The organism is Mucilaginibacter sp. dw_454 (assembly GCF_018449775.1).
Classification (GTDB): Bacteria; Bacteroidota; Bacteroidia; order Sphingobacteriales; family Sphingobacteriaceae; genus Mucilaginibacter.
This window is the reverse complement of the sequence record NZ_JAAVVB010000003.1, coordinates 295,557-318,782: the sequence shown is the minus strand read 5'-3', so window position 1 is coordinate 318,782 and position 23,226 is coordinate 295,557. Positions and strand designations below refer to the sequence as shown.

The following is a 23,226-nucleotide window of genomic DNA, read 5'->3' as shown; positions in this document are numbered from 1 at the left end:
GGGAGATTTAGAGGGGGCTGATGAACAACAAAAGCCCCTCGCAATAAACGCAGAGGGGCTTTTCATTATATTTTTATCTGACGATTAAATAGATTGGCTGGTTGGTACATAATTACCTCTTCTGCCTCTATGGTCGCGGCTATTATGGCCCCCGCCTGCAGGTGCTGCTGATGACGGAGCCAGGCTTAACTGGTCAAGCAAACCGGCAACAACTTCTGGTAAAGCTTCGATATCTTTTTGTGGATTGTGATGCATTTCGCCTACGCCAAAGCCCCGCCAAACAATCTGGCGGCTATGACGATCAATCAAATCTATAATTAAAGTTCCTTCTTTATACTGCTCTTGCCCAACGCCCATTCCTCCGTAAATAAATGGTTCGCCATAGTAATAGTAAGGCCTGCGCCAGCCCCAACCACCCCAGCCGCCCCAACCAAAGCCGAAGCCGGGATAGAAACCACCACCATAATATTCTGGATAGTAATAAGTGCGGGTACCTTTGCCTACTACGGTCGAGTAACTCACAATCAAGTCCGGATTACGCTGGCTCAGTGTTAAGCCTTTACTTTGTAAAGCAGCTGTTGCCGCATCCTTAATTTTAGCGTCGGCAACGTTACTGGTATTAGCGCCTGCGTTACGGCTACGCGCCGGGGGCATCCAGGCAAATGTACGGTACTGACTTAGGTTTGTGCGGTTTAAGCCCGCAGTGTAATAATTGTAGCTTGTGCAGGCTGATAAACCTGACACCATTGCAATAACCAGCAATGCATAAATCGATCTTTTCATGGCGGTATACCCTTTTTATTTATTTTATTAGACTAGCCGTAGTTAAAAGGTTTAATACCAAATTAAGTTTTTTGATTGGTTATTCTTTAACAATTGTTACGATAAATTAACACAAATAACCAATCAAAAATTGCATTTTTGTCGTCCCTACGGTTCCGCTAAGCTTAAGGGGATATTTTTATTAAGCAGCATGAGTCAATATTTTATAATAGATTTCGATAGTACTTTTACACAAGTTGAGGCGCTGGATGAGCTAGCCCGCATATCTTTAAAAAGCCATCCCGACAGGGAAAAAATATATCAGCAGATAGAAGACCTGACCAACGCTTCGATGGAAGGCAAATTATCTTTCAGTGAGAGCCTTGAAAAACGGGTTAAGTTACTGCAAGCCAACCGCGAACACCTGAAACAGCTGATATCGCACCTGAAGAAAAAAGTTTCTACCTCGTTTTCGCGCAATACCATTTTTTTTAAAAATCACCAGGATGAGGTATTGATCGTTTCCGGCGGATTTAAAGAATTTATTACACCGGTAGTTACCGAGTATCATATCAAAAAAGAAAATATCTACGCTAACACTTTTGTGTTTGACGATGAGGGTAACATCATTGGTTATGACCGCGAAAACCCGCTATCGCAAGAAGGCGGCAAGGTTAAGCTTTTAAAAGAGCTGAAACTTGAAGGCGATATTTATGGTATAGGCGATGGTTATTCTGATTTCCAATTGAAGGAATCGGGTATGATCAAAAAGTTCTTTGCCTTTACAGAGAATATTGAGCGTAAATCTGTAGCCGAAAGAGCCGATCACATCACCCCAAGCTTCGACGAGTTTTTATACATCAACAAACTGCCACGGGCTATATCCTACCCTAAAAACCGGATTAAATGCCTGGTAATTGGTAATGTTGAAGAAGAAGCGCTGACTCAAATGAAGAAAGAGGGATACAACATTCGCCAGCGCGATAGCCTTGAAGAAAAGTATTTAGACGAAGCAGGCGTACTGCTTTGCGATGAAGAAAATCAGCCTACGCCAGAGCAAATTCAAAATGCCGGCCGTCTTAAAGTAATTGGCTGCTTTGGTAAAGTGGGCCGTAAACTGGGTGAGGCAGCCTGCGAACAAGGTATTATTGTTTTTGACGACCCTAAACATAATCCGCGCAGCGACGATTTTTTACCTAAACGTGTGCTTGCCTTTATGAACGAGGGTAAAACCCACACCAGTTGTAACTTCCCCGACTTGCAGCCGCCACGCGTTAACAATGCGCATAGACTGATACACATTCACAAAAATGTACCGGGTATCCTGGCTAAGATTAATGATGTATTTGCCCGCCACAACATCAACATTGTTGCCGAGTTTTTGGTAACTAACGAGCAGATTGGCTATGTGATAACCGATGTGAATACGGGTTATGATACCGATGTACTGGAGCAACTAAAGGCTATTGAGCACACGATCAGGTTTAGGTTACTTTACTAAGCCCCTCCCAAACCCTCCCCGGTAGGGAGGGCTTCAAATGATGAATCGAAAAAAGTCTCCCCTGCCGGGGGAGATTTAGAGGGGGCTTTCCTCATTAAACGGCACCACCAACACCGGAACGGTAGCATGACGCACCACATGCTCTGCCACGCTGCCCATTAATAAACGATCGAGTCCGCTTCGGCTGTGGGTACCTATTACTATCAAATCGGCACCAAACTCATTACCGCAATTAATAATTCCTTCGGCGGTATCGCCAAACTCGTTAAAGTGGGTTACTTCCAAATCGCCGCCGTATTTTTTGACAAAGTCATCAACCATCGTTTTCGAAGCGTTGTTCTGAATATTCATGATCTCTACATCGGCCATGCCTAAATCTGCAGTTCCCAGCATTGGGTCTGTAGTGGCATTATTATACGGCATTACAACCGGTTCTACAATATGCACCAACCCAACTCTGGCTTTAAATTTATGGGCGATATCGAACCCGTATTGAGCGGCATTGTCGGCAAACTTACTGTTGTCTACCCCTATAAGTATTTTCTTGATGAGCATAAATGATTGCGGTTGGTTGTTGTATTAACTTACTTACCCATAATATGTTTTAGAAACCGTTAGCTTTCATCCAACTGGCGCACCAATTAAACCACTCCTCGGTACTTTTTGAGTTGTGGATACCGAATCCGTGGCCGCCCGACTGATAAATGTGCATCTCTCCTTTCACCTTGTTTTTAATCATGGCGCTATAAAACAACAAGGCATTCTCTACCGGTACGGTACCGTCGTCTTCGGCCATCACTATAAAGGTGGGCGGCGTATCCGGTGTAACCTGTTTTTCGTTACTGTACAGATCAATCAGTTCTTGTGACGGATTTTTACCTATCAGCGCTTCCCTTGATCCCTGGTGAGCCAGATCGCCAAAGGTAATTACCGGATACATCAGAATAGCAAAATCAGGGCGAACGCTGACGGTTTTATCAGCCACCACTACTTGCTTGTAATGAGTCTCCACAGTAGATGCCAGGTGGCCGCCAGCCGAGGCGCCAATGATACCCACCTTTGATGGATTGATGTTCCACTCGGCCGCGCGACTACGTACAATTTGCAAAGCGGTTTGTGCGTCTTGCAGCGGGCCGATAGTTTTATCTTTCATGATCAGATCGCTTGGTAAACGATATTTCAGGATAAAGGCCGATACGCCGATCTTGTTAAAAGCTTTGGCGATGTTGGTACCCTCATTTTCCATTGACAGACCACCATAGCCGCCTCCCGGGCAAATAATAACAGCAGTGCCTGTAGCAATACTTTTATCGGCCGGGTAAGGCAGCAATACCGGGTTTACCACTTTCCAGGCCCAGTCTTTATTGTCGGTTTCCTTATAATCGGCCGGCGCTGGTTTGGAGTTAGGTACGCCGTGAGGATATAGCGGGATAGGTGTTACTTCTTGCGCATGCGATATGGTTATTGCAGCTATAAAAGTTAATGTAGTTAAGATGAGTTTTTTCATTGGTTATTGTTTTTGTGGTGGCATTGTATTTATATACAACTTTAAAAACTGTCTGTCATTCTGAGCGAAAGCGAAGAATCTTATACGTTTGTAATAGACGCGTTATCTTGCCTTTTTTATAAGATCCTTCACTACGTTCAGGATGACAAACTACTTGATTTAAAATCCATTTTGTTTTAACCAGCTTGCGCACCAATCAAACCAAAGCTCTTTAGTTGTAGGGTTGATAAGCCCGAAACCATGGCCGCCGGCCTGGAACAGGTGCAGCTCGGTTTTTACCTTATTCTTTTGCAAAGCCTGGTAAAACATAATAGAATTAGCAACAGGTACCGCGCCATCGTCGCCGGCCTGCATTAAGAAGGTTGGCGGGGTATCGGCAGCTACCTGTAACTCATTGCTGAAATAATCTATTTGTGCCTGGGTTGGCATGGTGCCCAAGAGATTTATAACACTGCCTTTGTGCGTAGTGGCCTCGGCAAAGGTAATAACCGGATAAGCCAGCACCATAAAATCCGGGCGTACGCTGATGCCCTGATTATCAATAACCGGTTTATTAAAGTGAGTACCCGCCGTCGAGGCCAAATGCCCACCAGCCGAAAAACCCAGGATGCCTATTTTTTGAGGATTGATGCCCCATTGCGCGGCATTTTTGCGCACTATCATAATAGCGGTTTGCGCATCCTGCAGCGGACCGATAGTTTTATTGATCATGATCAGATCGCTCGGCAGGCGATATTTTAATATAAATGCTGCAATACCTATTTTATTGAACTCTTTCGCTACGGCATAGCCCTCATGGCCTATCGCCAATATGCCATATCCCCCACCGGGGCAAATAATTACAGCCGAGCCATTAGCTTTACCTTTTTCGGGAAAAAACGGCGTAAGCGTAGGGATACTAACGTCAGACACGTGCATGTCGCCGGTTATTGACTCTATATAAGTAGCCGGCGTGGGTTTTGAATTAATTACCCCATCAGGATAAAGCGGAATTGCGGGCGCAGTGCCTTGCGCAAAAGTTGACGTAGCAATAGTCATCAGCAACAAAGTAACAGTAAAGAGTTTCATAATAAAAGGCTTACACAAGTATAAACGTTTTGTATCACAAACATGATACCGCCACAAAAAGAACCAACGCTGCCGTTACACCTAAATTAACATACAGCAGATATTTATTACTCCTGTTTTTCACAGTTTTAAAGATGCTTATTATCAATAGAATTAAGTTCACCAAAAAATATAAGAATGTGAATATTGTATCCAGACCTGGATTACAAGGACCTGTTTTATAATTACCCGACTCATTAAAATAGGCCACTAAGGCTATTCCTAAAAGATAATACGCAAGGAGAAAAAAAATATTTCGTTTTTGAGTGTGTGATAAGCTCATTTTAACAAAAGGTTATACAAGTATAAAAGTTTTATAATAGAAAGATCACAACCAGAGTGAAGAAAGAACTGCGTAATTTTGCCAATGGCGTTGCCTGCGGCCCGTGCTGTACACTCATACGCCTGCGAGGCCTTACTCACAGGCCGGTATCCGCTTCCATCACTAACGCTTTAAGAAATAGAAAAAAAGAAGACTAATTTGGATTTACAATGAAACAAAACCCGACTTAAAAGTCATTTTTACTGTTTCATTTTGTTTCACTAAATTTTTATAAATAATTGATTTTCTTAATGTTAACCAAAAATATTGTTTCACTTGTTTCATCTGTTTAACACACACGTGAAACAAAACACGCAGGGCCAGGAGCGGGCCTATTAACAGAAAAGGTCATGCTGACGCATCAACATGACCTTGTGTTATTTATAAGGTAATGAGGTTACTTATCGCCACCAAACTCCATCAGGTAAGCCTTCAGGAAATCGTTCAAATCGCCATCCAATACCGCCGCAGCATTTGATGTTTCGTGATCGGTACGCAAGTCTTTAACCAGCTTGTAAGGGTGCAACACGTAGTTACGGATCTGCGAACCCCACTCTATCTTCTTTTTGTTGCCTTCAATCTTGTTGCTGGCTTCCTGGCGCTTACGCATCTCAATTTCATACAATTGCGATTTCAACAAGCGTATAGCATTATCCTTATTCTGCAACTGCGAGCGCGACTCCTGGTTTTTGATAATAATGCCCGATGGCTTGTGGTATAACCGTACCGCAGTCTCTACCTTATTCACGTTTTGCCCGCCGGCACCGCCAGAACGGAAGGTTTCGAACTCAATATCAGCAGGGTTGATCTCTATCTCGATAGTATCATCCACCAAAGGGTAAACATATACCGAAGCAAAAGAAGTATGGCGCTTGGCATTTGAGTCGAATGGCGATATACGCACCAAACGATGCACGCCGTTTTCGCCTTTTAAATAACCGTAAGCAAACTCGCCCTCTAACTGCAAGGTAACAGTCTTAACCCCCGCCGACTCTCCTTCCTGGAAATCCTGCTCAGTCACCTTATAGCCGTTCTTCTCACCCCACATAATATACATGCGCATAAGCATGCCGGCCCAGTCGCAACTTTCGGTACCACCTGCGCCTGCGGTTATTTGCAATACGGCATTTAACTGGTCTTCTTCGGCCGAGAGCATGTTTTTAAACTCCAGCTCCTCTACCACTTTAATGGCCTGGTTGTATTGCTCCTGCATTTCGGCCTCGGTAGCGTCGCCCCCTTTAAAAAAGTCGAACATCACTCCGGCATCATCAATAACCGATGCTACCTTCTGGTATTCGTCTGTCCAAACCTTTTTAGTTTTAATGGAAGCTAAAACCTTCTCGGCCTCTTTGGGGTGGTCCCAAAAATGAGGGCCTACGGTTATTTCCTGTTCTTTTTGTAGTGCATCGAGCTTCTTGTCGATGTCAAAGATGCCTCCTCAGGGAAATTAGTCTATCCCTTAAATCCTGGATCTGTTCTTTAGTCATGGTGGCAAATATATAAAACCTCTCCTAAATCCTCTCCAAAGGAGAGGACTTTCTTAAAGCGCAAAAAGCCTGCTTATTGCTAAGCAGGCTTTTAATCCAATTCTAAATATTGTTATGCTACGGCCAGCTGGCTCAGCAGATTGTTCATATCGTAGTTACCGTTTAGCATAGAAAGCAGTTTGCTTAGGGTAAAATCGGTATTTTGTTTGGCAGATTGCTCAATCATTTCTTGCATTACCGGCGGGATCAGCTCTTTGGCGATCATAACAGCTTCTGCGGGTTCAATACCATAATAGTCGTTAAGCTTATTAGCAAACTTATTTACCGTGCTGTTAACTAACGGATTGCTGTAAATACCAGGATACTGAAAATACTTGATCATCTCTTTAAGCTTTCCGTTTTCCATTTGGCCTTTTAATACCTCGATAATGGAACTCGATGCTTCATTGATCACCGCTTCATGGTATTTTGCAGGAATAATTGGATTGTTAACAACTGCCGTCCCGGCGTTATTTTTTACAAGCATAAAAAGTTTTTCAAACATGGCAATGCATTTTTAAAGTCCGATTAACAAATTGATGACAAATGACAATAATCATTATCAACAATTCAAATATATCAAATATAAATTTAAAATATGATATAATATTTATTACATCATTATAATTATTACAATCAGATGAAATTAAAACAAAGCGATTTTAAATGGTGTTGAATAACACAAGTGTCACTTATTAATAATTTAATACGTGCGTTAATATTAAATTCTATTTTTGTTTATCAAACACAACCAATTATGCTGCCAAATATCGATTTCACAACAACCCAATCGTACAAATATTTAACCGATCATTACATCGACGTCGTATCGAAAAGTCTTAAAGAATTATTTGAAACTGATAATGAGCGATTTGCTAAATTTTCTTTACGCTTTGACGAGATTTTACTGGATTACTCTAAAAATCGCATTACTGACGAGACTATAGCTTTGTTGCTACAATTAGCAAAAGAGTGTAGACTAAATGATGCAATAAAGGCCATGTTTAGCGGCGAAGTGATCAACATTACCGAGGGCCGCCCGGTGTTACACATCGCTTTGCGTAACCAAAGTAATACACCTATTTTGGTTGACGGCAAAGACGTAATGCCTGATGTAAATCGCGTGTTAAACCAAATGAAAGAGTTTAGCGAGGCTATCATCTCCGGCTCATGGAAAGGCTATACCGGCAAACCCATTACTGATGTGGTAAACATCGGTATCGGCGGCTCTGATTTAGGGCCGGTAATGGTTACTGAAGCATTGAAAAGTTACAAGAACCACTTAAATATGCATTTTGTATCAAACGTTGATGCTACGCATATTGTGGAAACTTTGAAGGGCCTTGATCCGGAAACTACCCTGTTCCTGATTGCTTCTAAAACCTTTACCACCCAGGAAACCATGACTAATGCTCATAGCGCGCGCGACTGGTTCATTAAAAGTGGTGGCAAAGATGAAGACGTGGCTAAGCATTTTGCCGCATTGTCTACCAACGCTGAAGGTGTATCTAAATTTGGTATTGATACCAAAAACATGTTTGAGTTTTGGGATTGGGTTGGCGGACGTTATTCGTTGTGGAGCGCCATCGGTTTATCCATTGCGTTAAGTGTAGGTTTTGACAACTTTAAAGAGTTGCTAGCCGGTGCGCATGCTATGGATAACCACTTCAAATCAACAGAACTCAATGAAAACCTGCCTGCTATATTAGGCTTGGTGGGCATATGGTACAATAATTTCTTTGATGCCGAAACAAACGCTATTTTACCTTATGACCAATACATGCATCGCTTCGCGGCCTATTTCCAACAAGGCGATATGGAAAGTAACGGCAAACATGTCGACCGTAATGGCAAGCATGTCGAGTACTCAACCGGCCCAATTATCTGGGGCGAGCCGGGTACCAATGGTCAGCACGCGTTTTATCAATTGATTCACCAGGGAACCAAATTAATTCCTTGCGATTTTATTGCGCCTGCACAATCACATAACCCCCTGGGCGAACATCATGCTATGTTGCTTTCAAACTTCTTCGCACAAACCGAAGCTTTAATGAATGGTAAGAGCCATGAAGAGGTAGTTGCCGAGTTACAGAAATCTGGTAAAACGCCGGAAGAGATTGAAAAACTGGCACCATTTAAAGAGTTTGAAGGCAACCGCCCAACTAACTCTATTTTGGTTAAAAAAATCACGCCGTACACATTAGGCTCATTAATTGCCATGTATGAGCACAAAATATTTGTTCAGGGTATTATCTGGAACATTTACAGCTTTGACCAATGGGGTGTTGAACTGGGTAAACAACTGGCAGGTAAAATATTGCCAGAGTTAAGAAACGACGACAAAGTAACTTCGCATGATTCATCAACCAATGGTTTGATCAATCAGTATAAAAGCTGGAGATAATAGCTTTATGTTTCGATAATATAAGCGCTCTGTTTTGGATGGGGCGCTTTTTTGTTTTTCAATGGTTTGGCTAAAGCCAATCTGTCGCTTTTAAATACCCGTTGGCTAAAGCCAACGGCAATGAAGCACTAATTTTACCTTAGGAATTAGCCGCTCAAATAATAATTCATTGCCGTCCCATTTATGGGACGGACAAATAATGAAACTATATTGGCTTTAGCCAAACTTTAGTCGTTCATTTTTTAGATAAAAATCTTATCTTGTTCTAACAACCTATTATTATCAATGTCACACGTAAGAATCTGGGTACACATTGTATTCGCTACTAAAAATCGTGAACACTTATTAAAAGATCATTTCAGGTACGATGTATTTAAACATATCGCCGACAATTGCCTGGCAAAAAACATTTTTCTACAGGCGATTAACGGTTACACCGACCACATATCATTGCCTGATATCGTTAGGAAAAGACCAAAATATTGCCAAAATAGCTCAGCTTTTAAAAGGCGAATCTTCTTTTTGGATAAATCAACAAAATTTCATCCCGAATACCTTTTCCTGGCAAGATGACTATTTCGCGGCGTCGGTTAGTGAATCGCAAAAGGAACAATTAGTTTCCTACATCAAAAATCAAGAAAAGCATCATGCAACAAAAACATTTGTGCAGGAAATAGATGAATTTATCAAACGTTATGGATGGCAGATTTTAGATATATAAACAAGAAAACCGCTTTTAAATAAAAGCGGTTTTCTTGTTTAATGACATTTATTAATTTCTTGGTATAGTACCCGGAGCCGGAAGTGCATCTGGCGCTGCTATGCCCTGCGGAAGATGCTTAGCAATTTCAATCTGATAAATGCTTTGCCAGTGTCGGCCTGTCACAAAAAGGCGCTTGCCTTTTGCGTCGTACGCTATACCGTTAATCACATTATCTTCGTTGTTAAACGTTTTTGGGCGATCTTTAAATGGCCATAGGTTCATTAAATTAATAGCCTGGTTTACTGCGCCGGTAACAGGGTCGATAATTACTATGGTATCAAAACTGTAAACGTTCGAATATATTTTACCTTCAACATATTCCAGCTCATTAATCAAATTAACCGGAGACTCATGATCGTATACATCTATGAAATCTATTTTTTTAAAACTGTCTTTGTTCAATGTCCAGATGCGGTTAGTGCCGTCATCATAAAAGATCGTTTTGCCATCGGTGGTAATACCGCCGCCATTTGCTCCATCCGTACGGGTAAATGTACCTTCGGGCCTTAAGGTGTTTTTATCAAAAATATAACCTACGTGTTCTTTGTCGGCTAACACTAACACTTTATCTCCAAGTATAGTATTTCCCTTTGCATAGTGCTTACCTGGCAGGCGTTGACGGATAAGTACTTTACCGGTTGCTAAGTCTACTTTTCTAATTTCGCCATGGGTAGTATCGCCAACGCTTTCGTATAAAAAGCCATTGTCATAACTTAAACCATGTGTATCAGCAGCAGTATCGTGCGGGAATTTGGCAATTACATTAAAGGTTAAACGCTCCGGCATTTCTTTCGGCACTTTGTAAAAAGTGGTCATGCCCAGATATACCTGACCATCGCTCCAAACTTTAGCCATGATGGTGCGCATGCCCATGTGCAGATTTTTTGTTTCGATATTAAATGCTGATGAATCAGGCTTGGAACCTAACCGTACCGAATCAATATAATAAACTACAGAATCGGGGCTAAACCCTGCTGGATAATGCACAGAAGTTGGTACAGGCTTGTCGTCGCCGATACCAAAACCGGCCTCGGGAGTCATGGTAATTGCCACTTTACCGGTGGGTTTATGCTTGCATGCAGCAAAAAGCGCAATAGCAGCGAATAGTAATAATGATTTAATCTTCATAATTTATCAAGCGTATGCCGCAAGGCATCCGTCAAAAAGGGGTTTATTGATAATTGGTTTATTAATTTGTAGCAGCAAATATAATAACCTGCACCACAAACCAATTATTTCTTTATTAAACTAATCTGGTAAATGTACGGCCACTTTTTACCGGTAACTAATAGGCGCTTACCTTTTTCATCCCAGGCTATGCCATTTAATACGTTATTGTTTTCGTCGCTATCGGTGTAACTTGCCGGGTGCTGTGATTTAGGCCAAAGGTTTGACATATCTACCTTTTGCAGCACAGCGCCGGTTTTAGGGTCAATAACCAAAATCACGTCATGCGTATACCTATTAGAAAATATTTTACCATTGATGTACTCTAATTCGTTTAACGAGTCGATTGGCCCTTTATCATCGCATACATCTATATAGCCGGTTGCATGGTACGTATCTTTATCCATGAACCAGATACGGTTGGTGCTATCGTCTCTGTATATTTTATTACCGTCGGTTGTCATTCCCCAACCTTCGACTCCTACATTGTCATTAAATGTGCTAAGCACCTTTAAGGTAGATTTATCAAACACATAGCCTATCTTATCTTTCCAGGTAAGCATAATTATTTTGTTACCGACAATCACGCTACCCTCGCCAAAATATTTAGGGTCAATTAACTGTTTTTGCAGCACTTTGCCTGTTTCCAGATCTGATTTTTGAATAGCCGATTTTCCGGTATTGCCGGTACTTTCGTAAATATATCCATCCTTATAAAGAAAGCCTTCGGTATACGCGCTGGTATCGTGCGGGTATTTCTTTTCCACTTTATAAGTAAACTCTTCAGGCGCTTTGGCCGCCAGCAATACAAAGTTTGACGAAGCATCATGATCCTTGCCACCATTATAAACTTTAGCAGTAAGTGTTTTTGCGCCCAGCGGCAGGGTATCTGTTTTGATGGTTAAAGCCGAAGTATCTTTCTTAGCCCCTAACCGGGTAGAATCCAGCATGTATACTACAGAATCAAATTTTGTTGAGGGGTCAAGGCGAATCTTAACATTAACCGGCTCGCCTGATTTATAGGTAGTACCCGACTCCGGGCTTAAAGTCATGTCGTTACCATTCTCAGGTTTGTTTTGGCAGCTGTAAACCATTAAGGCTAAAGCGGCTAGCAGTAGTATTGATCTGTGTTTCATAAGTTATCCGGCTGAGGCCAAAACGCGTCCTCTATATGATTTAGTGTGTAATCTGTATCGTTAGTAAATAAAATGGCGATGATATCAAACCGCACCTCTCCCTCGTGGCTTTTTAAATAGATGTATTCGTCGGCAGCTTTAGCCAGGAGCCTTTGCTTGTGTATATCTACAAAATCCTCAGGTTGGCCAAAGCCGTTGCCCGTGCGGGTTTTCACCTCGGCAAATATAATAACCTTGTCCTTATAAGCAATTAAATCAACCTCGGCTTTGCCGTGTGTCCAGTTTAAGTCAAGTATTTGGTAGCCTGCTGCTTCAAGGTGAGTTTTTGCCAGGCTTTCGCCATGGCGGCCAAGGTCGTTATGCTGGGCCATGGGGTTATTTAATGATTACGGACCCCAGGTAGTCTGAGATGGTTTTCTCTACCTTTTTCATCCGCATGTATTGGGTAAGCAAGATGTCCTGATCTTCCGGGCTTTCAGTTTTTGCCAGTTCGTTCCGCAAGTTCTCCAACATCTTACCCACTTTGTGTTTTTTAAGATGAAAGATGGCACCAAGGATGGTAGATTTCATATTATCCTGTTCATCATTCACCAGGATCTTGTGCATCTCGTACCAGTTTTCGCTCAGGGTGTATTTAGTTGCCAGCAGGGTTACTACCAGGTCTACAATTTCTTTATCAGGATGATGAATAAAATGCTGATCCTCGGGCAAAACGCCGTTCTCTACCTCTTTGCTATATATCTGTATAAAATCTCTACTCGGAACATGCTCAAACTCCACATCATTCAGCTCTGCTATCATAAAGGAGCCGATGTAGGTATTGGTGATACCGTCCCAATCGATCATTTTATTACCGTATAACAGCAACAAGCGCACAATCTCTTTCTCTTGCGAGAAAGTTTCTGAATGCTCCTGCGGGATTTCCTCAACTACCGGATAATCCTCATAAGGCGTGATCATCCGATCACTGGCTTGTTGGCCATCCTTCTTGGCCTTAGCCTGGCGCATTTTATTGAGTTCAGACAGCAGCGCACGTTCATCGATCTTGAGCAGATTGCTACACTCTTTGATAAATACCGAAGCTTTGATAGAATCAGGTATCTTAGCGATACTTTCTACAATATCACGGATCACCTCTGATTTTCTAATCGGGTCATTGCCGGCTTCTTTAAGCAGCAAGTCGGTTTTAAAGAGGATAAAATCTTTCTTGTTATCGTCGATATGTTTTTTGAAACCTGCCGTGCCCATCAAACGCACGTATGAGTCGGGGTCATGCCCATCCGGGAACAGCACAACTTTAACGTTGAGGCCCTCCTCCAAAATCAGATCCAGTCCGCGCAAAGCAGCTTTGATACCTGCCGCGTCTCCATCGTACAAAATGGTAACATTTTTGGTTAAGCGACCGATCAACCTGATCTGCTCGACAGTTAACGAGGTACCAGACGAGGCCACCACGTTTTCGATACCCGCCTGGTGTACCGAAATAACATCGGCATAACCTTCAACCAGGTAGCAGTTATCTTCTTCCCTTATCGACTTTTTGGCGAAGTAAAGCCCGTAAAGTACGTTTGATTTATGGTAGATCTCCGACTCCGGCGAGTTGACATACTTCGGTACGTTCTTATCGCTTTTCAGCGTACGTCCACCAAAAGCAATTACCCTGCCGGTAAAGCTATGGATCGGAAACATCACCCGACCCCTGTAGCGGTCGTACAGCGAACCATTATCTCTTTTAACAGACAGACCGCTTTCCGTTAAAAACTCTTCGAGATACCCCTCTTTAAGCGCTTGTGAGGTGAAGGCTTCCCATTGATCGGGCGAGTAGCCCAACTCGAACTTTTTAATGGTATCGTTAGTGAAACCACGCTCTTTGAAATAGCTCAGGCCGATGGATTGGCCTTCGTCGGTATCCAGCAAGCTTTCGTGGAAAAACTTGGCGGCAAATCCCGATACGATCATCAAACTTTCGCGGCGGTTGTCTGCCTCCTGATTTTCGGGGCTTTCTACGGTTTCTTCAACCTCGATACTGTATTTTTTGGCCAGCCATTTTAGGGCTTCGGGATAAGTAAACTTTTCCAGCTCCATTAAAAAGGTTACTGCGCTCCCCCCTTTGCCTGACGAGAAATCTTTAAAAATCCCCTTAACCGGCGACACTGTAAACGACGGCGTACGCTCATTGACAAACGGCGAAAGGCCCACGTAGTTGGCGCCACGCTTTTTTAACTGCACAAAATCGCCTATCACCTCCACAATATCTGTGGCTTCCATTATACGGTCGATAGTTGATTTGAGTATCATGCGTTAAAAAGTAGTGTTATTTAGTGCCTGCTAAAAAAATGTCAGCAGATATACCTAGATACAAATGAAGACCTTTAACCATTTTTAATGTAAGCTCTTTTTTTCCTGATAAAACTTGAGAAACGTAACCTTTAGAGCCAATAATGGACTCAAGGTCTTTTTGCTTCAATCCTTTTTCTTCGAGCTTTAATTTTATTACCTCAATTGGATCTGGGGCAGAGATTGGATAATGACGATCTTCATAATCTTTCACCAATAGCAACAAAATATCCAGCTCATCACTTTCGGGTGTGCCTTCTTCCGCATGAAATATCTCAATGGTTCTTTTGATTGCTGTGTTATATTCAGCCTCAGTTTTTAATAATTTCAGGGACTTAATCATTTTGCTAATGCAGAGTTTTAAAAGCTGCGCCGCTTTATTAATCAATTTTAAAATTGATAGTAGTAACATCAATTTGATCGTACTCGGCATGTGTACCGAACCATATCACGTATGCTGCTTGCTTTTTAAAGTTAATTGAAACAACTAGTCTGAAAGAATTTCCTTTTATATTAAATACAACTCTGTTGTTTGCAACGATACTTGCATTACCGTAAACGCTTTTTAACTCATTGAAGTTTATAAAACTCGCTTTAGATAATTCGTCGTACCAAATTTTTAATGAATTAGCAGCCAGTGGATACTGATCGATATAAGAAAGGATAGTTCTCCTGGTGATAATATTCATTCTAACAAATATAATAAGTTTTCTGCTAGTAAACAATATTTTAAGAATCTCTTACAAAATCGACGCCCTCCTCGGTTTCAAAAACGTAATCGCTATCCCCACCAACACAACCACGCTACCAATAACCTCTTTCACAGCTAAGGTCTCACCCAGCATCAACATCGCTAGTATCCCGGTAACCACCGTTTGGCTTAATAGCGTAATAGAAACCTTGGTCGATTCCAGATGGCTGATGGCGTAATTGATTGTTATCCATCCCACTAGCTGGCAAACAATACCCATACTGATTAAACTCACCCAGGTGATGGGATTGTAATGGAACAGATCTTTACCCATAATCTGTGTAATAACAAACAAATAAATTCCCGCCGCCAGCATATTATAAAACATGAAGGGGATGGTGTCAATCCGCTTTAAAATATTTTTGGTGATGAGGATGTAAATGGAATACAACAAACTGGATATCAGGGCGTAAATAATACCCATATTTAATTGCAGGTGTATCAGGTTAGCATAACCCACCAAAATAACCATACCACTTACCGCAATGGCGGTACCCACCCAAAATAACCAACCCGAGCGCTTACCGAAAAGCAGGTAACTTAACAACCCCACCCAAACCGGGGCCAGGTTAGCCAGCAAGGTAGATACTGTAGCGCTGATCATTTTGATGGAGATGTTCCAGACGGCTATATCGCTGGCAAATATTAGCCCGCCAATTAAGGCCAGGATGATGTCTTTGCATGCCATTTTTAAGTTGCGTTTGTACAGGCAATAGGGCAGCAACAATATCCAGGCGAAGAAAATACGATAGAAAGCGCAAACTATGGGCGCAGCGTCGGCTGTTTTAACCAGGATGGGCGAAAACGAGATACAGATAATACCGATGACAAGGGCTAGTTTGGGATTCATGATGTGGCGAAATTACGGAATTTCTTTCCCCTACATGTCATCGTGAGCGAGGAACGAGCGTGACGATCTCCGGCAAAGCGATTAGTCTGTCGTATAGAGATCGTCACGCTACGCTCACGATGACGTGATGGGAATTGCTTAAACAAAAAAAGCTGCCCCGATAATAGGGACAGCTTTCTATAGCTTGAAATCTGAAATCAGATCTTAAAATTATTCTGCTACTACAGTAAACGGAACGCTTACTTTTACTTCTTTGTGCAGGTTTAAAATTGCGGTGTAATCACCAACAAATTTAGGCTCCTGATCAAAAGTAATACGACGACGATCTACTTCGAAACCTTCTTTTTTCAATGCATCAGCAACTTGGATAGTGTTGATAGCACCAAAGATTTTACCGGTTTCGCCAGCTTTAGCGCCGATAGAAAGTTTAACACCTTCTAAACGTGCAGCAATAGCGTCAGCATCTTTGCGTATTTTTTCTTGTTTAAATGCAGCTTGTTTCAGGTTTTCGGCTAAAACTTTACGTGCAGAAACAGTAGCTAATACAGCGTAACCTTTTGGAAACAAAAAGTTGCGGCCGTATCCTGGCTTCACGGTTACGATATCGTCCTTGTCGCCCAGGTTTTTTATGTCTTGTTTTAAAATAACTTCCATTGTTTTTACCTCCGCCTATTTTAATGAATCTGTAACATAAGGTAACAAACCAATGTGGCGTGCGCGTTTAACCGCTTGAGCCACTTTACGCTGAAACTTCAATGAAGTACCGGTTAAACGACGTGGTAATACTTTACCCTGGTCGTTAACAAACTTTAATAAAAAGTTAGCGTCTTTGTAATCAATGTATTTGATGCCATTCTTTTTGAAACGGCAATATTTTTTACGGTTGTCCTCTACTTTAGGGGCTGTTACGTATTTAATTTGGTCGTTTGCCATTAGTTTGCATCCTCCGCTTTAGCTGCAGGTTTCTTGTTAAAAGCACCACTGCGTTTTTTCTCATTGTAAGCTATGGCATGTTTGTCCAAAGCAATTGTCAGGAAACGTAAAACACGCTCATCGCGTCTTAACTCGACTTCCAATTTGTTAATTAAATCACCTGGAGCCTTAAATTCAGTTAAGTGATAGTACCCTGTAGTCTTTTTTTGAATAGGGTACGCTAATTTTCTCAAACCCCAATTATCCTCCTGGACAATTTCGGCTCCGCCGTCAGTAAGAACTTTGCTGTATTTGGCAATTGCCTCTTTAGCAGTTTCTTCTGACAACAACGGGGTTAGAACGATCACGATTTCGTACTGTTGCATTGTTATACTTTGATTTTTAATTATTTATCCCAACAATTCGGGGCTGCAAATGTAGCTATATATTTATATTTATCAAAGGCTTTTTAATATAATATTAACTTAACCATAAGTGTATATAAGCTGTTTAATTTTAAAACATTAGCACGGATTAAATTGTCCATATAATACTAAATCAATACCGCCATGCAGTTTACCGATTTTAACAACGACAAAACAGAGAGCGCAAACTTCCTTTACGATACTATCTATTTCCAGGCCCCCGGCGAAAAGGACTATGATAATAACGATTGGGATGATGAGAAAGATGAAGATTTTGACGACGAAGAATTTGAAGATGAGGCCGAAGATGTAGACGACCTGCACGAAATACGTGTAGATGACGACCTGAATGAGCCAGATGGCGAAAAATACGACATCAGCCGCCTAGACCCGGAGGATGATCATTTGCCGGAAGAGGAAGAATTTTAAGTTCAATCAACCATATTTGTCATCCTGAGCGATAGCGAAGGATCTTGGCATTTGTACCTTCTAAACAGTTGGGTTTGGACGAAGATAAATGAATCCAGTCTTAAAGAAAATCAAGATGAAGGTAATCCCCCTACGACGAATACAGATATGCGCTATGCTGTATTAAGAGGGGGTATTACCAATCGGAATCTTGCACCATTCGAAAACGTCATCTATTGATATAGATACCTTTGTTTGCAAATCGACATCGTACCATACAGGTTCTTTCAATTCTAAATATTGAATTAGACCAAAGGTTTTATCTTTTTTGAATTTTTCAATAGATTCATCTGTTAGGCAAGCCATATAATGAGCTAATTTGTTCCGATGGGGTTGGAAAAACTCTATTTTTTTTAACAGGTGTTTGCTTTTTTCATAATAATCTTTATGATGTTTTTGTAATATCTTTTCAAATATTACCTTCTTGCTATCGAAAGAAACATGTTTTTCCCCTATAATGAAATCTACAAATTCAACACTTAGACCATTTTTGCAATAATGATCTGCTATAACAAGTTCAATAGTTCGTTCTATATATGACATTTTATTTATGAATATGCCACGAAACAATGCTATATAGTGAAGGATATCCTCCACGTATTCTGTTTCTTTTTCCATGTGTTAATTTGAAGACAAATTAACTGTTTCTTTATAAACCGGGTATTTATTAAGAATTTTTTCCACTAAAATTTTATTGTCAATTGCCCTGTATTCAGGGTATCTACTTTTAATTTTTTGAGCAAATTGACTGATCGTCATTTTAGGGCTTCCATACATGGTAGTGTCTTGGGGGATTCCTTGTCGTCCAATGTTTTCAAATGGTTCATGATAAACCATAAAATTACCTAATACACCATAGTACTTCTCTTCATGCCTTACATGGTCGGTGTAAGAGCTATCTTGGTATTCGCTAAATATAAAATAATTGCTTTGTCTTTTTAGGCCTTTATAGTTATTCCTGCCCAGGTATTCTTTAAAGGCCGATGCTGATGGGTTGGTAATTATAAAAATGGCTAATATGCCACCCAGCGCGATCAGCGCCTTATTCAATATGGTAAGTTTCATTTGTGAGAATTTAGAACATTAACAAAAAGCCCGGTGGGCTACTTAATCTTAGTTGTTCAGGGCTTCTCACGGCCTCGCATGCAAAGATATAGCCACACCGGGTTAAGGGTGTACTTGTATCGAATTTGCATGCTGTTGTATGTGAGAATTTAGAACAACAAATCGAAATGGTACATTATGTACTTGCTTATGGGTAAGCTAGTTGTTCTCTATGTTTTACTGTTCATATGGCTGGCGATTTACGGTGAGTGTTAATTGTTACGAAAATACAAAAATATCGATATCATTGATAGTGTGTATATTAAACATATAAAATTGATCATATTTGTTTAACAGCAAACGCAACCAATGTCGTCACCTCCGAAGGCTCGCCAGAACCAAAAGTAAACGACACGGTTGCGCTGTTTGTTAAACAAATATCTTTCGGAATTACGGATCTATTGCGATAGGTTAATGAGTCCGTTATGCTGGCTGCTTTGTAGCGTATGGGTTAAGTAGTATCGGCTTAAAGGATATAAATATACAACCATATCGAATAAATACAATATGTGAACAAAATGAATACGGTATGCAAAATTTAATAAAAGATATTACAATAGCCGCAGACGATAGCGGAATATTAACCTTGATATTTATAACAGAACAACGATACGTAGAGGCGTTATTAAATAGCATGGGAGATGATTTAAAAATATCAGTAGAAATAGGTGCGAGTGTAATAAAGATTTTTGCGCCAACTGATTATGGAAATTCTATTACAGAAGTAAACAAACCATTGGCAGAAAATAATAATTGGATCAATGTGCTTGACTGTCATCTTTGGACCGTTGGTTTTGAGCATCACGGGCGCACGACTTTAAATATGCCTCCTCAATCGTTAAGTGTGGATAAACTGTAATAGATATGTTTGGATTATCGGGGTCATAATCCTTTGGCATTTGAATATAGGATTTACCGTTTTCATCTTTTTGTATTTTTAAAATGTTAGCCATTCATTAATTATGAATACAGCTACACCCCAACTGTCCTGATGGGCTATGTGCCAGGATCTTGGACGCTTTGTAATAGCTTTTATAAGATCCTTCGCTATCGCTCAGGATGACAACGCTTTTTACAAGAAGGAGGTTCCCTCTACTCCCCCTCCTCAAACCAATTTATCAACAATCCCCCACCCTGCTTTCCAGAAACGCAATTTCTTGTTAACTTAGTAGCTGTGGATAATTTCATTGTTTCGGCACGCAAATACCGCCCGGTTACTTTCGAAACCGTTGTCGGTCAGCAACATATAACAAACACGCTAAAAAACGCCATTAAAAATAATCAGCTGGCGCAGGCGTTTTTGTTCTGTGGTCCGCGTGGCGTGGGCAAAACTACCTGTGCACGTATCCTGGCCAAAACCATTAATTGCGAAAATTTGCAGCCCAACGGCGAAGCCTGTGGCACTTGCCCAAGTTGCATATCATTCCAAAACGGTAATTCATTCAATGTGCATGAGCTGGATGCAGCCTCCAACAACTCGGTCGACGATATCCGCAGCCTGATTGAGCAGGTGCGCATACCACCACAAGGCGCACGCTATAAAGTATATATTATTGATGAGGTGCACATGCTATCGCAGGCGGCTTTTAACGCTTTCCTAAAAACGCTGGAAGAACCGCCTCATTACGCGATATTTATATTGGCAACTACAGAGAAGCATAAAATTCTGCCTACTATCCTGTCGCGTTGCCAGATCTTTGACTTTAACCGTATCCGTGTTGAGGATATGGCTAATCATCTGGCATCGATAGCGAAAAAAGAAGATATTAAATACGAGGACGACGGCCTGCACATTATCGCCCAAAAAGCTGATGGCGGCTTGCGTGATGCCCTGTCAATGTTTGACCAGATTGTCAGCTTTTCTGGCGCTGATGTCACCTATCGCTCGGTGATTGATAACCTTAATATTCTTGATTACGATTATTACTTTAATATCACTGAAAGCCTGCTGACCGAAAATACGGCTAAAACGCTTTTGTGTTTTGACGAGATCTTATCGAAGGGGTTTGACGGCGCGCATTTTATTTCGGGATTGTCAGAGCATTTGCGTAACTTATTGGTGACTAAGGACCCTGCAACGGTTAAATTGCTGGAGGTAAGCGAGGGGATTAAAGCTAAATATACCCAGCAGTCGCAGGCATCTAGCGTATCGTTCCTGATATCGGCATTAAATATTGCCAATCAGTGCGATCTGAATTACAAGCTGAGCAAAAACCAACGCTTACAGGTTGAGCTGGCACTGTTAAAAATGTGCCATCTGCTCTCGGTGTTTAACCTGGCCACCGCCCCGCTAACTGCAATGCCCGATAACGAGCAATTAAAAAAAAAACCTGATTCCGCAGCAATAGCGCCTCAACAACCCGCACTACCCGGCAATACGGTAGCCATGGTGAGCGACGCTCCGGCTAGTTATAGCACTACACCAAAAATCACCGAAACACCTGCAAATCAAACTCCAGAGCCTGTAAAACCCGCGCCTGCCCCGGTAGAAGAAAAGCCAAAACCTACATTTATACCCAATGCAGGTGCTACCGCATCTATCAAAATACCATCATTAAAGGGCATAGGCAGTATAACCGAAACGGTTGCAGAAGAAGAAGAAGATCCTTACGAAAAAGGTGATACTAAAGAAGATTTCAGTATAGACGACTTCTTGAAACACTGGCATATTTTTGCGGCGCGCGTTAAAGCCGAAGGCAAGATGAACCTGTTAACCGTATTTTCTTCTGAAGCACCAAAAATGCTTAAACCTTACATGTTTGAGGTAATAGTAGAGAATAAAACACTCGAACAATCTTTCCGTGAAGACAAGCCGGCATTAATGAACTATCTGCGTAAAGCGCTTAACAATTACGACATTGAAGTTAACACACGTATTGATGAGCAGGTAAGGGTTAAGAAACCTTATACCAGCCAGGAAAAATATCAATACATGGCTGCCAAAAACCCTAAACTGATAGAGCTTCGCCAGCGTTTTAATCTGGACTTTGACTAAGCAAATATTACATTTGTATTAACAAAGCAACCTTACTCCGTTTTTATTCGTCCAAAAAACTATATACCTATTTATAAACGTATCTAACCCGATGGGCAACAGCTATAAATTTTTGGCAGGGCTAATTTTCGGTATATCTAGTTTGTCGGCCTGCAAGCTTGATCCGCCGATTTTTCCGAAAGATACCGGTGCGGCTATAGGCACTACAGGTACCACAGGAATTACCGGCATCACTGGTGCAACCGGAACCACGGGCAAAACAGACACTACTGATAAAGCTTTTTTTACGGGCGATTGGTTTTGCGAAAACGACAAAACCGAAACATATACCCAAACCGGCCAATTATTGAGTTCTGTAAATGCAAATGCGTTTTATTATTCTATACTTTTCTCTGCAGATAAAAATTTCGCCGGCTTTAAGTTAACTATAGAGGATTCGCCCGGGCCGCAGTATTACAATTATACCACGTACGATGTAAACGGACAAACTTATGTAGATTTTGATGCTGACCCATTTTTCAGGTCAGCCAATAAACCGATCGAATTGGTTAGCCAGAGCACTAATGAGATGGTGTGGCTTATTATAGACCCGCGACTGCATAACACTAACGGTATATATACTTATACTGCCGACCGGCTGTTTCTGGTCAAAGTACAATAAACAAAAAAGGCTGATCGTGTGATCAGCCTTTTTTGCTAGCGCTTAAAATTGTCAGGTGTATCATTTTTGGGGTAACCCTCTTCGTCCAGATCGTCCCGGTCATCTTCGGGTGTATGAGCCAGCGATTCATCAACCGGGTCTACACTTATTATTTCACCGTTATCTATATGCATACCCAATTGATCAACATCTGTTTCTAACGACTCATTGGAAATATATTCGTCTGCCGCATCATAGGGGTTAGCTTCATCATATGTCGAATTAATATCCGCACCATTTTTTTGTGAAGTATTATATGGATCAGGATGATCGTAATCGGGGTCATCGCTGTTTACATCCAGCTCATAGCTATTGGTATCTTCGTTAAAGCGTAGTTGTTCTTTGTCAATAGTTTCGCCTAACTCATCTTTCAAAGTTTTATCCCTGTCATCATTTTCGTTGTTAAAGGGATCATTGTTGTGTTTCATAAGTTTATTGCTTATAGTTTATATACAGAAAAAATCCTGCCAAAAAAAATCAATAACCTAT

The 23,226-nt window shown here is 41.3% G+C and carries 26 protein-coding genes; 7 read left to right on the top strand and 19 right to left on the bottom strand.

Annotation, left to right across the window (positions count from 1 at the left end):
* Positions 1-84 precede the first annotated feature (84 nt).
* On the bottom strand, positions 85-783 hold the full coding sequence (locus tag HB679_RS11880; RefSeq protein ID WP_214072201.1) for a DUF4136 domain-containing protein: 699 nt from the start codon (positions 781-783) through the stop codon (positions 85-87).
* 190 nt (positions 784-973) lie between these two features.
* Here HB679_RS11880 and HB679_RS11875 point away from each other — a divergent pair, with 190 nt between their 5' ends.
* Positions 974-2,263 (top strand): HAD-IB family phosphatase, encoded by a 1,290-nt coding sequence (locus HB679_RS11875; protein ID WP_214072200.1) that lies wholly within the window; start codon positions 974-976, stop codon positions 2,261-2,263.
* A 75-nt stretch (positions 2,264-2,338) separates the two neighbouring features.
* Here the strand turns inward: HB679_RS11875 and HB679_RS11870 are convergent, their stop codons facing one another.
* The 5 genes from HB679_RS11870 to HB679_RS11850 form a co-directional block, all read right to left on the bottom strand.
* Positions 2,339-2,818 carry a universal stress protein gene (locus tag HB679_RS11870; RefSeq protein WP_214072199.1) on the bottom strand — a complete coding sequence of 160 codons (480 nt, stop codon included), beginning with the start codon at positions 2,816-2,818 and terminating at the stop codon, positions 2,339-2,341.
* A gap of 49 nt (positions 2,819-2,867) precedes the next feature.
* Positions 2,868-3,770, bottom strand: a complete 903-nt coding sequence (locus tag HB679_RS11865) for an alpha/beta hydrolase (RefSeq protein WP_214072198.1) — start codon at positions 3,768-3,770, stop codon at positions 2,868-2,870.
* 159 nt (positions 3,771-3,929) lie between these two features.
* Positions 3,930-4,838 carry an alpha/beta hydrolase gene (locus tag HB679_RS11860; RefSeq protein WP_214072197.1) on the bottom strand — a complete coding sequence of 303 codons (909 nt, stop codon included), beginning with the start codon at positions 4,836-4,838 and terminating at the stop codon, positions 3,930-3,932.
* Between the two features lie 758 nt (positions 4,839-5,596).
* Positions 5,597-6,686 (bottom strand): peptide chain release factor 2 gene (prfB, locus tag HB679_RS11855; protein WP_214072196.1). Its coding sequence is split into 2 segments (ribosomal slippage): positions 5,597-6,625 and positions 6,627-6,686, totalling 1,089 coding nucleotides; the frame shifts between segments, so codons are not numbered across the junction.
* Positions 6,687-6,798: 112 nt separating this feature from the next.
* On the bottom strand, positions 6,799-7,230 hold the full coding sequence (locus HB679_RS11850) for a hypothetical protein (protein ID WP_214072195.1): 432 nt from the start codon (positions 7,228-7,230) through the stop codon (positions 6,799-6,801).
* Positions 7,231-7,482: 252 nt separating this feature from the next.
* Between HB679_RS11850 and pgi the strand changes: the two genes are divergently transcribed.
* Both pgi and HB679_RS11840 read left to right on the top strand, forming a co-directional pair.
* A complete protein-coding gene (gene pgi, locus HB679_RS11845; protein ID WP_214072194.1) occupies positions 7,483-9,129 on the top strand; it encodes a glucose-6-phosphate isomerase in 1,647 nt (548 codons plus the stop codon).
* A gap of 367 nt (positions 9,130-9,496) precedes the next feature.
* Positions 9,497-9,850 (top strand): transposase, encoded by a 354-nt coding sequence (locus HB679_RS11840; protein ID WP_214072193.1) that lies wholly within the window; start codon positions 9,497-9,499, stop codon positions 9,848-9,850.
* 51 nt (positions 9,851-9,901) lie between these two features.
* On the opposite strand, the gene HB679_RS11835 is transcribed toward HB679_RS11840, so the two are convergent.
* The 10 genes from HB679_RS11835 to rpsF form a co-directional block, all read right to left on the bottom strand.
* Positions 9,902-11,020 carry a glutaminyl-peptide cyclotransferase gene (locus tag HB679_RS11835; protein ID WP_214072192.1) on the bottom strand — a complete coding sequence of 373 codons (1,119 nt, stop codon included), beginning with the start codon at positions 11,018-11,020 and terminating at the stop codon, positions 9,902-9,904.
* Positions 11,021-11,124: 104 nt separating this feature from the next.
* Positions 11,125-12,195 (bottom strand): glutaminyl-peptide cyclotransferase, encoded by a 1,071-nt coding sequence (locus HB679_RS11830; protein ID WP_214072191.1) that lies wholly within the window; start codon positions 12,193-12,195, stop codon positions 11,125-11,127.
* Complete coding sequence (locus HB679_RS11825; RefSeq protein ID WP_214072190.1) at positions 12,192-12,566, bottom strand: YraN family protein; 375 nt, start codon at positions 12,564-12,566, stop codon at positions 12,192-12,194. The genes HB679_RS11830 and HB679_RS11825 overlap by 4 nt, the downstream gene beginning before the upstream one ends.
* A 4-nt stretch (positions 12,567-12,570) precedes the next feature.
* A complete protein-coding gene (dnaG, locus tag HB679_RS11820; protein ID WP_214072189.1) occupies positions 12,571-14,493 on the bottom strand; it encodes a DNA primase in 1,923 nt (640 codons plus the stop codon).
* Between the two features lie 16 nt (positions 14,494-14,509).
* Entirely contained in the window at positions 14,510-14,920 is a 411-nt protein-coding gene (locus HB679_RS11815) for a helix-turn-helix domain-containing protein (protein ID WP_255547591.1), read from the bottom strand.
* Positions 14,913-15,221 carry a type II toxin-antitoxin system HigB family toxin gene (locus tag HB679_RS11810; protein WP_214072188.1) on the bottom strand — a complete coding sequence of 103 codons (309 nt, stop codon included), beginning with the start codon at positions 15,219-15,221 and terminating at the stop codon, positions 14,913-14,915. Before HB679_RS11810 ends, HB679_RS11815 begins: the two co-directional genes overlap by 8 nt.
* 51 nt (positions 15,222-15,272) lie before the next feature.
* Positions 15,273-16,133 carry a DMT family transporter gene (locus tag HB679_RS11805; protein ID WP_214072187.1) on the bottom strand — a complete coding sequence of 287 codons (861 nt, stop codon included), beginning with the start codon at positions 16,131-16,133 and terminating at the stop codon, positions 15,273-15,275.
* A gap of 210 nt (positions 16,134-16,343) precedes the next feature.
* Positions 16,344-16,787 carry a 50S ribosomal protein L9 gene (gene rplI, locus HB679_RS11800; protein WP_214072186.1) on the bottom strand — a complete coding sequence of 148 codons (444 nt, stop codon included), beginning with the start codon at positions 16,785-16,787 and terminating at the stop codon, positions 16,344-16,346.
* Between the two features lie 15 nt (positions 16,788-16,802).
* A complete protein-coding gene (gene rpsR, locus HB679_RS11795) occupies positions 16,803-17,066 on the bottom strand; it encodes a 30S ribosomal protein S18 (protein ID WP_095705209.1) in 264 nt (87 codons plus the stop codon).
* A complete protein-coding gene (gene rpsF / locus HB679_RS11790) occupies positions 17,066-17,431 on the bottom strand; it encodes a 30S ribosomal protein S6 (protein ID WP_214072185.1) in 366 nt (121 codons plus the stop codon). Before rpsF ends, rpsR begins: the two co-directional genes overlap by 1 nt.
* Before the next feature lie 183 nt (positions 17,432-17,614).
* Between rpsF and HB679_RS11785 the strand changes: the two genes are divergently transcribed.
* Positions 17,615-17,899, top strand: a complete 285-nt coding sequence (locus HB679_RS11785; protein WP_214072184.1) for a hypothetical protein — start codon at positions 17,615-17,617, stop codon at positions 17,897-17,899.
* Between the two features lie 162 nt (positions 17,900-18,061).
* On the opposite strand, the gene HB679_RS11780 is transcribed toward HB679_RS11785, so the two are convergent.
* Both HB679_RS11780 and HB679_RS11775 read right to left on the bottom strand, forming a co-directional pair.
* Positions 18,062-18,556 (bottom strand): hypothetical protein, encoded by a 495-nt coding sequence (locus tag HB679_RS11780; RefSeq protein WP_214072183.1) that lies wholly within the window; start codon positions 18,554-18,556, stop codon positions 18,062-18,064.
* 3 nt (positions 18,557-18,559) lie between these two features.
* On the bottom strand, positions 18,560-19,003 hold the full coding sequence (locus tag HB679_RS11775; RefSeq protein ID WP_214072182.1) for a hypothetical protein: 444 nt from the start codon (positions 19,001-19,003) through the stop codon (positions 18,560-18,562).
* 568 nt (positions 19,004-19,571) lie between these two features.
* Here HB679_RS11775 and HB679_RS11770 point away from each other — a divergent pair.
* The 3 genes from HB679_RS11770 (at position 19,572) to HB679_RS11760 (ending at position 22,698) form a co-directional block, all read left to right on the top strand.
* Positions 19,572-19,901, top strand: a complete 330-nt coding sequence (locus HB679_RS11770; protein WP_214072181.1) for a hypothetical protein — start codon at positions 19,572-19,574, stop codon at positions 19,899-19,901.
* A 315-nt stretch (positions 19,902-20,216) separates the two neighbouring features.
* Entirely contained in the window at positions 20,217-22,037 is a 1,821-nt protein-coding gene (locus tag HB679_RS11765; protein ID WP_214072180.1) for a DNA polymerase III subunit gamma/tau, read from the top strand.
* A 91-nt stretch (positions 22,038-22,128) separates the two neighbouring features.
* On the top strand, positions 22,129-22,698 hold the full coding sequence (locus HB679_RS11760; protein WP_214072179.1) for a hypothetical protein: 570 nt from the start codon (positions 22,129-22,131) through the stop codon (positions 22,696-22,698).
* A gap of 35 nt (positions 22,699-22,733) precedes the next feature.
* Here HB679_RS11760 and HB679_RS11755 read toward each other — a convergent pair whose 3' ends face one another.
* Entirely contained in the window at positions 22,734-23,165 is a 432-nt protein-coding gene (locus HB679_RS11755) for a hypothetical protein (protein ID WP_214072178.1), read from the bottom strand.
* Between the last annotated feature and the right edge of the window lie 61 nt (positions 23,166-23,226).

Bases quoted from the DNA above. Each gene is read 5' to 3' on its own strand.
- HB679_RS11880 (WP_214072201.1), bottom strand. From the start codon at position 783: ATGAAAAGATCGATTTATGCATTGCTGGTTATTGCAATGGTGTCAGGT.
- HB679_RS11875 (WP_214072200.1), top strand. From the start codon at position 974: ATGAGTCAATATTTTATAATAGATTTCGATAGTACTTTTACACAAGTT.
- HB679_RS11870 (WP_214072199.1), bottom strand. From the start codon at position 2,818: ATGCTCATCAAGAAAATACTTATAGGGGTAGACAACAGTAAGTTTGCC.
- HB679_RS11865 (WP_214072198.1), bottom strand. From the start codon at position 3,770: ATGAAAAAACTCATCTTAACTACATTAACTTTTATAGCTGCAATAACC.
- HB679_RS11860 (WP_214072197.1), bottom strand. From the start codon at position 4,838: ATGAAACTCTTTACTGTTACTTTGTTGCTGATGACTATTGCTACGTCA.
- HB679_RS11850 (WP_214072195.1), bottom strand. From the start codon at position 7,230: ATGTTTGAAAAACTTTTTATGCTTGTAAAAAATAACGCCGGGACGGCA.
- pgi (WP_214072194.1), top strand. From the start codon at position 7,483: ATGCTGCCAAATATCGATTTCACAACAACCCAATCGTACAAATATTTA.
- HB679_RS11840 (WP_214072193.1), top strand. From the start codon at position 9,497: ATGTATTTAAACATATCGCCGACAATTGCCTGGCAAAAAACATTTTTC.
- HB679_RS11835 (WP_214072192.1), bottom strand. From the start codon at position 11,020: ATGAAGATTAAATCATTATTACTATTCGCTGCTATTGCGCTTTTTGCT.
- HB679_RS11830 (WP_214072191.1), bottom strand. From the start codon at position 12,195: ATGAAACACAGATCAATACTACTGCTAGCCGCTTTAGCCTTAATGGTT.
- HB679_RS11825 (WP_214072190.1), bottom strand. From the start codon at position 12,566: ATGGCCCAGCATAACGACCTTGGCCGCCATGGCGAAAGCCTGGCAAAA.
- dnaG (WP_214072189.1), bottom strand. From the start codon at position 14,493: ATGATACTCAAATCAACTATCGACCGTATAATGGAAGCCACAGATATT.
- HB679_RS11810 (WP_214072188.1), bottom strand. From the start codon at position 15,221: ATGAATATTATCACCAGGAGAACTATCCTTTCTTATATCGATCAGTAT.
- HB679_RS11805 (WP_214072187.1), bottom strand. From the start codon at position 16,133: ATGAATCCCAAACTAGCCCTTGTCATCGGTATTATCTGTATCTCGTTT.
- rplI (WP_214072186.1), bottom strand. From the start codon at position 16,787: ATGGAAGTTATTTTAAAACAAGACATAAAAAACCTGGGCGACAAGGAC.
- rpsR (WP_095705209.1), bottom strand. From the start codon at position 17,066: ATGGCAAACGACCAAATTAAATACGTAACAGCCCCTAAAGTAGAGGAC.
- rpsF (WP_214072185.1), bottom strand. From the start codon at position 17,431: ATGCAACAGTACGAAATCGTGATCGTTCTAACCCCGTTGTTGTCAGAA.
- HB679_RS11785 (WP_214072184.1), top strand. From the start codon at position 17,615: ATGCAGTTTACCGATTTTAACAACGACAAAACAGAGAGCGCAAACTTC.
- HB679_RS11780 (WP_214072183.1), bottom strand. From the start codon at position 18,556: ATGGAAAAAGAAACAGAATACGTGGAGGATATCCTTCACTATATAGCA.
- HB679_RS11775 (WP_214072182.1), bottom strand. From the start codon at position 19,003: ATGAAACTTACCATATTGAATAAGGCGCTGATCGCGCTGGGTGGCATA.
- HB679_RS11770 (WP_214072181.1), top strand. From the start codon at position 19,572: ATGCAAAATTTAATAAAAGATATTACAATAGCCGCAGACGATAGCGGA.
- HB679_RS11760 (WP_214072179.1), top strand. From the start codon at position 22,129: ATGGGCAACAGCTATAAATTTTTGGCAGGGCTAATTTTCGGTATATCT.
- HB679_RS11755 (WP_214072178.1), bottom strand. From the start codon at position 23,165: ATGAAACACAACAATGATCCCTTTAACAACGAAAATGATGACAGGGAT.